This window comes from Mucilaginibacter sp. cycad4, from assembly GCF_034263275.1.
Classification (GTDB): Bacteria; Bacteroidota; Bacteroidia; order Sphingobacteriales; family Sphingobacteriaceae; genus Mucilaginibacter.
This window is the reverse complement of record NZ_CP139559.1, coordinates 3062268-3077157: the sequence shown is the minus strand read 5'-3', so window position 1 is coordinate 3077157 and position 14890 is coordinate 3062268. Positions and strand designations below refer to the sequence as shown.

Annotated in this window: 10 protein-coding genes; 9 read left to right on the top strand and 1 reads right to left on the bottom strand. The window is 42.0% G+C overall.

All coding sequences use genetic code 11. The features are described 5' to 3' along the window. Positions 1 to 102: 102 nt before the first annotated feature. The 4 genes from SNE26_RS12355 (at position 103) to SNE26_RS12340 (ending at position 5695) form a co-directional block, all read left to right on the top strand. A complete protein-coding gene (locus SNE26_RS12355) occupies positions 103 to 2343 on the top strand; it encodes a S41 family peptidase (protein ID WP_321559661.1) in 2241 nt (746 codons plus the stop codon). Between the two features lie 385 nt (positions 2344 to 2728). Continuing rightward, positions 2729 to 3007, top strand: a complete 279-nt coding sequence (gene rpsO / locus SNE26_RS12350) for a 30S ribosomal protein S15 (protein ID WP_090524765.1) — start codon at positions 2729 to 2731, stop codon at positions 3005 to 3007. Positions 3008 to 3134: 127 nt separating this feature from the next. Beyond that, a complete protein-coding gene (pnp, locus tag SNE26_RS12345) occupies positions 3135 to 5267 on the top strand; it encodes a polyribonucleotide nucleotidyltransferase (RefSeq protein ID WP_321559660.1) in 2133 nt (710 codons plus the stop codon). Positions 5268 to 5422: 155 nt separating this feature from the next. Continuing rightward, on the top strand, positions 5423 to 5695 hold the full coding sequence (locus tag SNE26_RS12340) for a hypothetical protein (protein WP_321559659.1): 273 nt from the start codon (positions 5423 to 5425) through the stop codon (positions 5693 to 5695). Between the two features lie 139 nt (positions 5696 to 5834). Here SNE26_RS12340 and SNE26_RS12335 read toward each other — a convergent pair whose 3' ends face one another. Next, positions 5835 to 7001 carry a putative sensor domain DACNV-containing protein gene (locus SNE26_RS12335; RefSeq protein WP_321559658.1) on the bottom strand — a complete coding sequence of 389 codons (1167 nt, stop codon included), beginning with the start codon at positions 6999 to 7001 and terminating at the stop codon, positions 5835 to 5837. 526 nt (positions 7002 to 7527) lie between these two features. Here SNE26_RS12335 and SNE26_RS12330 point away from each other — a divergent pair. The 5 genes from SNE26_RS12330 to SNE26_RS12310 all read left to right on the top strand — a co-directional run bounded on the left by SNE26_RS12330 (position 7528) and on the right by SNE26_RS12310 (position 14834). Then, positions 7528 to 8688, top strand: a complete 1161-nt coding sequence (locus tag SNE26_RS12330) for an MFS transporter (RefSeq protein WP_321559657.1) — start codon at positions 7528 to 7530, stop codon at positions 8686 to 8688. A gap of 95 nt (positions 8689 to 8783) precedes the next feature. Continuing rightward, on the top strand, positions 8784 to 9299 hold the full coding sequence (locus tag SNE26_RS12325; RefSeq protein WP_321559656.1) for a DinB family protein: 516 nt from the start codon (positions 8784 to 8786) through the stop codon (positions 9297 to 9299). 141 nt (positions 9300 to 9440) lie between these two features. Then, complete coding sequence (locus SNE26_RS12320; protein ID WP_321559655.1) at positions 9441 to 10043, top strand: TetR/AcrR family transcriptional regulator; 603 nt, start codon at positions 9441 to 9443, stop codon at positions 10041 to 10043. A gap of 417 nt (positions 10044 to 10460) precedes the next feature. Next, on the top strand, positions 10461 to 11606 hold the full coding sequence (locus SNE26_RS12315) for an efflux RND transporter periplasmic adaptor subunit (protein WP_321559654.1): 1146 nt from the start codon (positions 10461 to 10463) through the stop codon (positions 11604 to 11606). A 24-nt stretch (positions 11607 to 11630) separates the two neighbouring features. Next, complete coding sequence (locus SNE26_RS12310) at positions 11631 to 14834, top strand: efflux RND transporter permease subunit (protein ID WP_321559653.1); 3204 nt, start codon at positions 11631 to 11633, stop codon at positions 14832 to 14834. The last annotated feature ends 56 nt before the right edge of the window (positions 14835 to 14890 follow it).

The following is a 14890-nucleotide window of genomic DNA, read 5'->3' as shown; positions in this document are numbered from 1 at the left end:
TTGTTGGTACAATGGGTACACGCTACTTTTTATGATTTGCTATATATTAAATTATAAGAAATAGCGTTTTGGTTTCATTATAAACTTAACCTATCCAAATCGATGAAAAACTTCCTGGTGCCTTTATGCCTCATAACGTGTTTGTTTAGTTGCAATAAATCAAATGGCCAAAACCAACGAGATTTATTAAATGGCGATTTTGAAAAAATAAATCATAAAAGTAAATATCCTGAGGGTTGGAGCCATTCTGACGGTCGTGATTATAAATATGGAATAGATAGCATTGCCGTACAGCATGGTAAATATGCATTGTCCGTTGCTTCAGCGGTTGATAGTGCCGGGTATGGTATTGTTAGCTTTGCTATTCCAAAAAGATTTGAAGGAAATGAGATTGAACTAAGAGGATATCTGAAAATCGAAGGAGTGAGCTCTGGCTTTGCGGGATTGTGGCTTCGGATTGACGGTACATCCGCTTTTGATAATATGCAGGGGCAAAATATCCATGGCACAGCCGACTGGAAACAATATAGCATCAAATTACCTTACAACAGCCAAAAGGCGATTAATATAGTTGGCGGCGGGCTGTTAGTGGGCAAGGGGAAAGTTTGGATTGATAATTTGCAACTCTTTATTGATGGCAAGTCCATCGAAAATGTAGCGTATAAGGAGATAGCCCGGGTAAAAGCCGACCTTGATACTGCTTTCAAAAATGGCTCGGGGGTTAATACCATTACGCTTAACCCGCAAGCAATTACTAATTTAAGACTGCTCGGTCAGGTTTGGGGCTTTTTAAAATATCATCATCCTGCTGTTGCCAAAGGAGATTTCAATATGGATGCCGAGCTTTTTAGGGTAATGCCGGCTGTTATAAAAGCGCGTAATAATAACGAGTTAAGCCAGGCGCTTGAGCAATGGACTGATAAGTTTGGTAAAGTGAATATTTGTGACAATTGTAAGCCTGATATTGGTAGCTCGGTTAAACCCAAACCCGATTACAGTAATCTGTTTGATCATTCGGTGCTCAATAAATCACTTGTTGATAAGCTTCAATTTATTTTAAATAACCATAAAATCAGCGAAAGTTATTATGTAAACATGGCCGAGGGAGTAGGCAATCCCTTATTCGATCACGAAAATGGATATTACAAAATGAAATATCCGGATGCAGGTTACCGTTTGCTATGCTTGTTTAAATATTGGAATATGGTGCAGTACTTTTTTCCTTACAAACATTTAATAGGAAAAGATTGGAACCAAACCTTGCCTGAGTTTATTCCTCAATTTGTTAGTAATAAAAATTCAACGGAATATATACTCACAACGCTTAAGCTCATCAGCGGTATTCATGATACACACGCTAATATCTGGAGTGGTAATATTGAGTTGGAAGCTTATCGCGGTAAATACCGGCCATCATTTAAAGCTGGGTTTGTGGAGAATAAACTGGTGATAACCGGTTTTGAATCTGATTCGCTTGCTGTTAAAGAAAAATTCAGAATAGGGGATGAAATACGGGCTATTAACAATATTACCGTCGACGAACTGATCAGAAAATACCTGCCCATAACTGCCGCGTCCAACTATGCTACCCAATTAAGAGATATGCCGGGCAATTATTTATTGAGAAGCAACAATCCGCGCTTTGATTTTACAATACAACGAAATGGAAATGCTTTAAGTGCAGCTAATGAAGGCGTACTTGTTTCCAAGGCCGGCTTAATGAATAACAGCAATGTTAATGTTAAAGATCCGGGCTACTATTTAATTAATGAACAAATAGGCTACCTGTATCCGGGGAAATACCATAATGCAAATCTGCCCGCTATAAGGTTGATGTTTAAGAACACAAAAGGTATTATCATTGACATGCGCTGTTACCCTTCGGAGTTTATGCCATTTACATTTGGCGCATACATTAAGTCGGGCCCTGCTCCATTTGTTAAGTTTACAAATGGCAGTATTAATCGGCCTGGTTTATTTGTAGAAACACCAGCGTTGGATATTAAACCGGATAATTCTTACCAGGGCAAAGTTGTAGTGATCGTAAATGAGCAATCACAGAGCCAGGCCGAGTATACAACAATGGCTTTTCAGAGTTCGCCCAATGTTAAGGTTATCGGGAGTACAACAGCGGGCGCAGATGGTAATGTATCGCAAATTATATTGCCGGGCAGTATAAGTACGATGTTTTCGGGGATAGGTATTTTGTACCCTGATGGAACTCAAACACAGCGAAAGGGCGTGAAAATTGATGTTGAAATAAAACCTACTATTAAAGGTATCAAAGCAGGAATTGACGAACCCCTTGAAAAAGCGAAGGCCTTGATAATGGGCAGTAATTAAGTTTTTCTAAATTGCATGGGTAGGTGAGTAGTTGATTAAGTGAATGGTGCTTTAATGTCCGCAAAAGCCGCGTTAGCGATAGGGGCGGATACCGGCCAAATGGATAAGAGCTGCAGCCGTATGAGCGTATAGCGCGGGCCGAAGGTAACGCCGTAGTTCAGTTAGCAATTTGGAGCAGACAGTTTGCGTTATACACGTTTTATATATAAATTTTATATATAAAATAAAGGTGTACATCAACCATTCACCTAATCAGCCACTCACATAACCAACCCAATCAACCACTCACTCCAAAATTATTCCTGCCCCTTGCATTTGCATAATTAATCGCTATCTTTGCACCCACAATTAATAAAATAGTTAACGCTTTAATATTATTCAAGTAATGTATTTAGGTAAAGAAGCAAAGGCAGAGATCTTTGCAAAACACGGTAAATCAGCAGCTGACACAGGTTCGGCCGAAGGTCAGGTAGCTTTATTTACTACCCGTATTGCTCACTTAACAGGGCATTTGAAAAAAAACAAAAAGGATTTTTCAACTCAATTATCGCTACAAAAATTAGTAGGTAAACGCCGTGCGTTACTTGCTTACCTGTATAATAAAGACATTGAAAGGTACCGTGCTATCATCAAAGCTTTACAGCTAAGGGATATCATTAAGTAATTCTCTCCTTTTTTATTTAAAAGCCATCCCCATTTTAGGATGGCTTTTTTACTTTTGAAACATATATTTACACACATAAAATCCGATGCGCTCCCGAAGATGAAAAGTGCATCACAAACAAAAAAAGATGAGTTTAAACGTAATTAAAAAAGTTATTGATCTGGGCGACGGACGCACCATTGAGATCGAAACAGGTAAGCTGGCCAAACAAGCGGATGGCTCGGTAGTAGTGAAAATGGGTGATACCATGTTGCTTGCTACTGTTGTATCATCGCCTGAAGCTAAAGAAGGTGTTGACTTCTTGCCATTATCTGTTGACTACCAGGAAAAATACGCTGCAACAGGCCGTATCCCGGGTGGTTTTTTACGCCGCGAGGCCCGTTTATCAGACTATGAGGTATTGATCTCACGTTTGGTTGACCGTGCTTTGCGTCCATTATTCCCTGAAGATTATCACGCTGATACACAAGTGATGATCTCTTTAATATCTGCCGATAAAGATATCATGCCCGATGCATTGGCCGGTTTGGCAGCATCTGCAGCTTTATCTGTATCTAACATTCCTTTTAACGGCCCTATCTCTGAAGTACGTGTTGCTAAAATTGACGGCCAGTTAGTAATTAACCCTACTTTAAGCCAGCTTGAAAATGCAACTTTAGAATTTATTGTTGCAGGCAGCGAGCATGATATCAACATGGTTGAGGGCGAATCAAAAGAAATTCAGGAAGCTGAATTGGTTGAAGCCATCAAATTTGCCCACACTGCTATCAAACTTCAATGTTTAGCTCAAAAAGAACTGACCATTGAAGTTGGTAAAACCGAAAAACGTGTTTACAGCCATGAGCACAGCAACGAGGATTTGAAAAAAGCCATCTACGCCGCTACTTATGACCAGGTTTACGCTATTGCTTCGGCTGCGTCGGCAAAAGAAGAGCGTAGTGCTAAATTTAAAGAAGTACGTGATGCTTATATCGAAACTTTAGGCGAGATTGATGATATCACCAAAGGCCTTGCCAAAAAATACTACCACGATGTGGAGTATGATGCTATCCGTAACCTTGTATTAGACGAAGGTAAACGTTTAGACGGTCGTACTACTACGCAGATCCGCCCGATATGGAGCGAAGTTGGTTATTTGCCATCTGCTCACGGTTCGGCTGTATTTACCCGTGGCGAAACTCAGTCATTAACTACCGTTACCTTAGGTGCTAAGGATGATGAGCAAATGATTGACGGTGCTTTCATTAACGGATACCAAAAATTCCTGTTACACTACAATTTCCCTGGTTTTTCAACCGGTGAGGTTAGGCCTAACAGGGGTGCCGGCCGCCGCGAAATTGGTCATGGTAACCTGGCTATGCGTTCATTGAAACAGGTATTACCATCTGAAGATGAAAACCCATACACTATCCGTGTAGTTTCTGATATTTTGGAATCAAACGGTTCGTCATCAATGGCTACTGTTTGTGCCGGTACACTGGCGCTGATGGATGCCGGTGTTAAAATTAAAGAGCCTGTATCAGGTATTGCTATGGGCTTGATCACCAACGAAATGGGTACCAAATATGCTATCCTTTCTGATATCCTTGGTGATGAAGACCACCTGGGTGATATGGACTTTAAAGTAACAGGTACTAAGAACGGTATCGTTGCAGTACAGATGGACTTAAAGATCAACGGCCTTTCATATGAAGTATTAACCAACGCGTTAAACCAGGCTAAAGACGGTCGTTTACACATCCTTGGCGAAATGGCTAAAACCATTACCGAGGCTCGTGCCGATTACAAGCCACATGCTCCGCGTATTGTTACCATCAAAATTGATAAAGAATTTATTGGTGCAGTTATCGGGCCCGGTGGCAAAATCATCCAGGAAATGCAACGCGAAACAGGCGCCACTATTTCTATCGAAGAAAAAGACAACCAGGGTATTGTTCAGGTATTTGCCGATAATAAAGCATCTATCGACGCTGCTTTGGGCCGCATTCGCGCCATCGCTTCAAAACCTGAGGTAGGCGAAATTTACGAAGGTAAAGTAAAATCAATCATGCCGTTTGGTGCATTTGTTGAGATCATGCCTGGTAAAGATGGCTTGCTGCACATATCTGAAATTGATCACCGCCGTATTGAAACTATGGATGGTATCTTCCAGATAGGTGACGAAGTGAGGGTAAAACTGCTTGATGTAGATAAACAAGGTAAACTGAAGTTATCGCGCAAGGTTTTATTACCGAAACCGGAGCCAAAACAAAGCAACTAAGCATTTTTTTATAGTAACAAAACCCTCTTTATGAGGGTTTTGTTATTTTGTTTCAATTTTTTTTATTTTTTTAAAACAAAAAGCGGATGTTTAAACTTGTTAACTGTTAATACGTAGTTGATAAAACCATAATTCCGATCCTGTTTGACAAAAAAATGACCCCTGCTACTAATGATCCTTTAGATTTCCTGAATAGCAATTCGGCTGGCATGCAGACGGGTACACAGACTGATTTGGTTCAGCAGTTACTGTACGAAATAATAAGGGTAAAGGAAATCATTGTCTATTACGACTCTATCCCAAACGGAGGCGGGCAGTTGGGTTCATCTATCCTCAATGAACTTGTGTCAGAGGCTTACCAGTCGCTGGTTAATTATGATACGGTGTTGATGAGGAAATATTATGATTTGTTGTTGAATTGCGATTAGTCTGAACCAGGATTTTTTTGATTTTCAGGATTTCAAAGATTTTTAACTCGAATTATACGAATTGAGGGAATTTATAGAGCTTGTCATTCCATCGCACCGGTAGTAACTAACCTTTAATCTCCAATCACTAACCTCTAACTCACAACAACAATATATCAATCTGGTGAGCATGCACCATGCCGACAACCGGCGACCATGCAAATACCGTAAACCGGCCATCCTGTGAGGCTACCAGAGCTAAAGCGTCCTTTTGATCAAAAACGAACTGTGCCGCCGCTAAATGCCTTGTACCTCCGTTTTGCGCCGGGTGGATTACCCGGGTTGAACAGCCTACTATTGGTTCGGTCACTACGATCTCTTCGACAGGCGTGCTTTTTTCTGAGCGGCCTATTTTGGCGCCGAAAGCCAGCAGCTCGTGTTTATCATTTATTAGCGTAGCGCCGTCTATCGAGGTTAATCCGCCTATGGTATCAACCGCACGGCGCATTTTTTCCTGCCATGAGGTATGGTATCTGTCGATACCTTCATGAATCATCAGATCGGTAAGGCCTGAAAACGGAGGATCGACAGGGTAAGAGATCGGGGTGATGATGGATTCGCGCCATTCTTCGCTTCCGGAGGGGACAACTAATAAGATGCCGCCACGTTTGTGGGCTTGCATGGAGGTTGCCAGTTGAACTAATACGTTTACCGGATCATTCCATAGGGATGGTAAAGTAAAATCAAGCATGGCCGAAAGCACATTAGGGCAGTCAGAAATGCTGGAGCCATGCTCGTCAACTACTTTGATATCGTCGCCTTTTAATATGGCTATGTTTACAAATTTGCCAAAACCCTCTATACGGCGATGTTTGATCACTAATAATCCGGGTTCAATTACTTCCAGCACAAAACAGTAAGCCGGTATGGCCAGGGTGGTCCCCCAGATGTATAGTTCATCATCTTCAATCCAGATGCCTAAATGGATGCCCGGCTGTTGTACTGCCGAAGCAAATTTGGTCAGGATATTAGGCGCGAGTTTAATTTTGCCACCAAACAATAACGGCTGACCGGCGGCTTCCGGCGGTAAAAAAGCCAGAGTGAATTTTGGTGAAAATCCCTCTTCCCGGCGCAAGCTTGCCCAAAATGAGATATCGATAAGTGATTCGATAGTGGTACAGCTGGGGGTAGGCGCAAGGTCTATCTCATCGTTATCGGCGAGGGCTTTGGCGTGAAAATGCCTGAAATGCCTTTCGATAATGGTTGCTACTTTACCGGCTGCTTTATATGTAGGTCCTGAACTCAAAGTTTTGGTGGTGTCTTTCATTTAAATACTTATCTCAAAAGTAAAGCTAAAAAAACGGGCTTACAAACAAACGCCTCAATATTGCAATTGGATGAGCCGGCCTCTCCCCAAACCCCTCTCCAGAAGAGAGGGGTTTTAAAAATTTCAAAGGCGGATTTTTAAAGTCCTCTCCTTTGGAGAGGATTTAGGTGGGGTTGATTGTCAGATGTTTATCATACTTAATATCAATTATCTCCCTAAAGTCAGTTATTAATCCAGGTCAATTTTTTTCGAAACTATTGTAGCAATTTTGCAGCCGGAAACGATAATGTAATTATGAAGCTCATATCACACCTCATATCACTCACCCTGCCGGACACTACGCCGTTGCAGGTATTAAATCTGGGGTTAACTTACATGCAACAAGGCTTTAATAAAGTTTTTCATAAGGCAGCGCAAAACAATCAGCCCTGCAGCGAGCTTCAGCCATGTATGTAGCCGCATTTAATTGTAAATAGCGGCAGCTGTGCTTACAAATTATAGCTAAATTTGCGCTCAATTATTAAGTATGGATCAGCTAACGGCTGCGGGCAAATCAAAAATGCGGATTGCCAACAGTGTCTTCTTCTTCGTTTCGGGCTTCGGTTATTCTTCATGGGCCTCACGTATTCCATCCATAAAACATCAGCTTAATTTAAATGAAGCCCAGTTAGGGGTTGTGCTGTTTGCTATGCCTGTTGGCCTGATGCTTACCATGCCTTTAACAGCTAAAATGATTAAACATTTCAGCAGCCGTACAATGATGCTGATTGGTGCGCTGGCTTTTAGCCTTGTACTTTGCCTGCCGGGCTTTATGGCTTACATGTGGCAGCTGATAGTGGTTTTATTCTTTGTCGGATCAACACGTAATATACTGGGCTTGTCCATGAACTCGCAGGCTGTAGGGATCCAGGCTTTGTACGATAAATCGATCATGGTAACTTTTCACGGCATCTGGAGCCTGGCAGGTTTTGGCGGAGCCGCGGTGGGTTATTTGATGGTATTGTTCAACGTAGCGCCTTCATACCATCTATTAGGTGTGGGGATTGCGATGCTGATCCTCTCGGCAATATTTTATCCCTCAACATATGATTATCAGCCTGCCGAAACACCTAATAAATCGGTGTTTTCCATGCCTGATAAACACCTGCTTAAATTTTCCTTAATATGTTTCGCTTCAATGGCCTGTGAAAACACGTTATACGATTGGAGCGGTGTTTATTTTGAAAAAGTAGTACATGCCACCAAATCATTTGCTGAAGCAGGTTTTGTAGTTTACATGGTTACCATGACCATTGGGCGTTTTGCGGGCGATAGGGTAGTATCGGCCATCGGCATTAAAAAGGTGTTAACTTATAGCAGCGCGCTGGTTTTGGCTGGCCTGTTGGTATCCGTGTTTTTACCTTATACTTTAACTGTTTATTTGGGCTATGCCATGATAGGCATGGGGGTGTCATGTATAGTGCCGCTGATATTTAGCATGGCAGGTAAATCAAAAACAATGAACAGCAGCCAGGCCCTGGCTGCCATATCAACAGTAGGTTACCTGGGCTTTGTTATAGTACCGCCGATAGTTGGCTTTATTGCCCAGGCAGCCAACCTGCAAATAGCTTTTTTTGTTGTTGCCGCTTTTGCTGCCATGATGATATGGCTGGTGAGCAAAATTGAAGATGAGCCCGTGGTATCATAGTTTTGTCAAATAAGCTGGTTAGTATTTACGTCAGCCCCGTTTTAGCTTATAATTGTGTCATCAAATCGACTGGTTTGATATTACATCTGCAAAAAATGAGCACAAACATTACCGAAACCAGCATACAACCGTCGACAGAATTATTTATCAAAATGGTAGTCTCCAACTGGGAACTGCAAAACAGCCGTTTAAATGGTTTGCTTGATAAGCTTACTGACGATGCGATTACTGCGGAAACAGCTCCCGGCCGAAACACCGGTGTTTACCTGCTTGGCCATCTCACTGCTGTTAGCGACGGAATGTTTACCTATTTAGGCCTGGGCGAAAGGCTCTATCCCCAGCTCGATCAAATTTTTGTTAAAAGCCCTGAAAATTCTGGTCTGGATAAACCTTCATTAGCCGAGCTTAAGCAATATTGGGCTAAAGTTAATGAGGTTTTGACCGAAAGAATGAATGCTATGCAACCCGAAGACTGGTTTAAGCCGCATAGCGCCATTGCAGCAGATGATTTTGCAAAAGAGCCGCACCGTAACAGATTAAATATCCTAATTAATCGTACTGTACACCAGGGTTATCATATTGGGCAATTGGTTTACCTGGTAAAGAAATAAGCGTGTATCGACCGGATTTGCCTCAAAAGGTTTAATCCGTGACAATTGGATGAAACGTTTTTTACAAAGGGATGGTAAATAATCCTGAAAACCGTTATACTTTTGCTTAACACTGTTAAATGATTTAATAGTGTAATCAAAATGGCAAGTAAAGAACGAATCCAGCGCTTAAAAGAGGAAACCCGGGTTAATATCCTGGATGCCGCGCTCCACATAGTTAAGCATGAAGGCTGGCAGGCTTTAAGCATGCGTAAGATTGCCGATGTAATTGAATACACCGCGCCCATTATATATGAATACTTTGCAAATAAGGATGCTATACTAATGGAACTTACCCGCAAGGGCTATTTAATATTAGCAAAGGACATGGAGGAAGCCAAAGAAAAGCACCGACTGCCCGAAAAGCAATTGGAAGCCATGTGGCTTGCTTACTGGAACTTTGCTTTTGAAAATAAGGAGCTTTACCAGGTTATGTTTGGCGTACAGATGAACTGTTGCTGCGAACTGGTAAAATCAATGCCCGAAGCCCAGCTCCCTACCACTATGGTTAGCGAGGCTATTATGCAACTGATGGATATAAAGGATATAAACGACGAAATGATCTGCACCAAATACTATACCTTTTGGTCGGTTGTGCACGGGCTGGTATCCATCAACTTACTGAGCAGGGGATTCTCTGACGAAGTTAACCGCCAGGTTTTGAAAGATACCATAGGCGGTATCATCAGGTCGATGAAAGATTAAATTTTTCTGTGACTTGAAAACAACACTGTTAAATTACCTTACAGTGTTAGGTAATTGTTAAGCACTTTTTAAAACAAACTCTTAATACAATGAAAAAGCTCACTCACAACCCTCGTAATCTATTTAACAGTGTTAAACGATTTAACGGTGTTGTAACATCTAATTTATGCAGATGCTGTAATTAGCGCACATCGTTTTGTTATATCGTGATGAAAAATCGTGAATATCACGATATAAGGTACTTTAAATTAAATTCTATTATTATAAATGATTGATATGCAGTTAAATATAAAATTGGCATCTCAATTGAAAACAGTAGGCAACAGTAAAACAATGAAAACAATCAAATCATCATATATCACAAGCCCAACGGCTTTTTCTAATCCTATTCATTCACCACTCTTAAAATCATCACTCATGAAAACACTCCTTTTAGCAGCAGTTGCAGCTTTAACATTATACGGATGTTCATCTGCACCGCAGGCTCCAACAGCACCACCACCGCCGGCCTTACCGGTTGCTACTATAGTATCAGGTACCGAAACTACTTACCAGGAATATCCGGCTTCAATTGAAGGTGCTGTTAACGTAGAGATCAGGCCACAGGTAAGCGGTACTTTAGATAAAGTATTTGTTGACGAAGGCGCTTTCGTATCTGCCGGTCAGCCTATATTTAAAATTAACGAACAACCATACCGCGCAGCTTTAAATAACGCTTTAGCAAGCTTACACGCGGCCGAAGCAGCACAGGTAAATGCGCAATTGGAAGTTGAAAAATTAACTCCGCTTGTAGCTAATAAAGTAGTTTCTGACTACCAGCTAAAAACAGCTAAGGCGGCAGCTGATGTAGCGAAAGCCAATATCGAATCGGCTAAAGCTAATGTAGCTACCGCGCAGATCAATTTAGGTTACACCTTAATAAAAGCTCCTGTAAGCGGTTATATCGGTCTGCTTGCTAAGAAACAAGGTAGCCTGGTTGCCCCTGCAGATGTTGCTCCACTAACTCAATTATCAGATGTTCATGATGTACACGTTTACTTTTCATTGGGCGAAAAAGATTTTGTTGCCTTTAAAGAACAATATCCCGGCGCTAACCTGAAAGATAAATTGAAAAATGTACCATCAGTATCATTATTGTTAGCTGATAATAAAGAATATGCTAAACAAGGTAAAATTGATATTGTAGACGGCCAGTTTGATAAAAACACCGGCGCTATCACACTAAGGGCAAACTTCTCAAACCCCGACGGTCTCTTACGCTCTGGTAATACCGGTAAAATCCGCTTAAGCCTGAGCCATAAAGATGCCTTGATTGTTCCGGAAGCTTCAACTATCGAAATGCAGGATAAAGTATTCGTATTTGTAGTTGGCGATAGCAGCAAAGTTAAAAAACAACCTATCGACATAGTTGGTAAATCGGGTGATCACTACCTGGTTAAAGATAAAGAAGCTATTAAAGCAGGCGACCAAATCGTGTTAGAGGGCATTGATAAATTACAGGAAGGTATGGTTATCCAGCCTCAAAAGGCTGCAGATAAAGTAGCCGTTGTAGTTAAGAAATAATACATATACTTAAACTTTAAAGTCATGTTTCAGAAATTTATAGAAAGACCGGTACTCTCAACTGTTATCTCCATATTGTTGGTGATAGTGGGTGTACTTGGTTTAACAAAACTGCCCTTAGAGCGGTTTCCTAATATTGCCCCTCCGTCAGTATTGGTATCTGCTGTGTATCCGGGCGCCAATGCCGAAACTATTTTACGTTCCGTTACGCCTTCGTTAGAAGAAGCCATTAACGGTGTGGAAAATATGACCTATATGACCTCTACCGCCAGTAACGACGGTACATTGGGTATCACCGTTTACTTTAAACAGGGCACTAACCCCGATCAGGCAGCGGTAAACGTTCAAAACCGTGTTTCACAGGCTTCAAGCCAGTTGCCAGCCGAGGTTTTGCAATATGGTATTACAACTACCAAACAGCAAAACAGCTTTATCGGTGCTATGGCCATCTACTCTGAAGACCCTAAAAAATACGATCAAACCTTTGTGGCCAACTACGCACAAATCAATATCGTTCCGGAAATTAAACGTATTCCGGGCGTGGGTTCTGCCAGTATCTTTGGTGGCATAAAGGATTATTCAATGCGTGTTTGGTTAAATCCTACCCAAATGGCAGCATACAATGTTACACCTGCCGAAGTAACCGCCGCTATTCAGGACAAAAACCTTGAAGCAGCGCCGGGTAAATTTGGTGAGCGCAGCAACGAAGCATTTGAATACGTAATTAAATATAAAGGCAAGCTTACCAAACCAGAAGAGTATCAGAACATTGCTATCCGCGCAAATGCAGATGGTTCTGTATTACGTTTAAAAGATGTGGCCCGTGTTGAATTGGGTGCTTACTCTTATAATAGCGTAAGTAACCTGAACGGTCACGACGGTATCATCGTTGGTATTATACAGCTATCAGGTTCAAACGCCAACGAAATTCAGATCGCGATTGACAACCTGATGGTGAAACTATCAAAAGATTTCCCTGTTGGTATCAAATACAACCAGTTCTATCGTACCAAAACCGACCTTGATGAATCTATCAACCAGGTTGAGCATACATTGGTTGAGGCCTTCATCCTCGTTTTTATCGTAGTATTCGTCTTCCTGCAGGATTTCAGGTCGACCCTGATCCCGGCGATTGCGGTTCCGGTTGCTATTATCGGTACGTTCTTCTTCATGAACCTGTTTGGTTTCTCGGTTAACTTGTTAACGCTGTTTGCGTTAGTGCTGGCTATCGGTATCGTGGTGGATGATGCTATTGTGGTGGTGGAGGCGGTGCATGCCAAAATGGAGCACGATCCAAGCTTAACACCTAAAGCGGCGACTACTGAGGCTATGCACGAAATTACCGGCGCGATTATATCTATTACGCTGGTTATGGCGGCGGTATTTTTACCGGTGAGCTTCATGACAGGCTCAACAGGTATTTTCTATCGCCAGTTTGCGTTAACCATGGCTATATCTATTATTATATCGGCTGTTAACGCGTTAACTTTAAGTCCGGCTTTGGCTGCACTATTCTTAAAGAATAAACACAGCGAAAATGGCCACGCCGCTCCTAAGAAAAGCTTTGTGGAGAAATTTTACGCAGGCTTTAATGGTGGCTTCAATTATATGACCAATAGGTATGTTGGGGGCCTGAAAGTTTTGATCCGTAATAAATGGATCAGCATGGCAGGGCTCGCCTTAGTAGTTGTTGCTACTGTTTATATGATAAACAAAACCAAAACAGGCTTCATTCCTACCGAGGATCAGGGCTTTGTGGCGATAGCAGTAAATACACCATCAGGTACTTCATTAGCAGGGACTAACAAAACCTTTAAACAGGCTGAAGATCAGTTGAAAACATTGCCATCGGCACGATTTGTTACCGCGCTGTCTGGTTTTAACTTCTTAACACAATCCAGCAGCCCGTCGGCAGGTGTTATCTTCCTGTTATTAAAGCCTACTGAAGAAAGGGGTGAGGTTAAAAATATTGATGCTATCCAGAATATTGTGAGGGGCAAATTAGCAGGCATACCAGGTGGTACGTTCTTCGTGTTCAGCTTCCCAACCGTTCCTGGTTTCAGCAACGTGGAAGCGCTTGACGTGATGCTACAGGATAAAACCAACGGCAGGCTGGATAAATTTAGCGGTGTTGCAAATAACTTTATCATGAAGCTGATGCAGAAACCAGCGGTTGCCTTCGCCTTTACTTCATACAAAGCTGATTACCCTCAGTTACAGTTAGAGGTTGATGACGAAAAAGCTAACCAGCTGGGTGTAAGTGTGAAAGACGTACTTTCAACCATGCAGGCTTATTTCGGTACCGCGCAGGCATCAGACTTTAACCGCTTTGGTAAATACTACCGTGTGGTTGTTCAGGCTGATATTGCCGACAGGACAGATCCATCAGCAATTGACCGTGTGTTTGTTAAAAACAAATCAGGCGAGAATGTGCCAATTAATACCCTGGTTAAATTAACCCGTGTATATGGTTCAGAAACAGCTTCACGTTATAACCTGTTCAACTCTATCGAGATCAATGCCATCCCTAAACCGGGTTATAGCTCTGGTGATGCTATTAAAGCGATAGAAGAAACAGCTAAAGAGCAATTGCCTACAGGTTTTGCTTACGAGTTCACCGGCCAAACCCGTGAGGAAATTGCTTCAGGCGGTCAGTCAACCGTGATCTTCCTGTTGTGTTTGGTATTCGTATACTTCCTGCTGTCAGCACAGTATGAAAGCTATATCCTGCCGTTAGCGGTAATACTTTCAATACCTACAGGTTTATTCGGGGTGTTCATTGTATTAGGTTTAACCGGCATCGAAAATAACATCTATGTACAGGTTGCATTAATCATGCTCATTGGTTTGCTCGCCAAGAACGCCATTCTGATTGTAGAGTTCGCGGTACAACGGCGAAAGGCGGGGCATGGGCTTGTTCAATCGGCCATTGAAGCTGCTCAGCTCAGGATCCGGCCTATCATCATGACCTCAATGGCCTTTGTGTTCGGTTTGTTCCCGATGAGTATCGCTACAGGCCCATCTGCACAGGGTAACCACTCAATCAGTATCGGTGCAGCGGGCGGGATGGTTTCAGGTGTATTATTAGGTTTGTTTATCATACCTGTATTATACGTAATATTCCAGGGCTTGCAGGAACGCATCAGTGGCAAACCTAAACCGCTTGCTGCTAACGCAGGTGACCATGGTAAAGATGTAGCCGTTTTAGAAAACGAATATTCCGCTTAATCAATTAAACGTCAACTAAAACTATCATGGGTTTTAAATCCATGATAGTTTAAAAA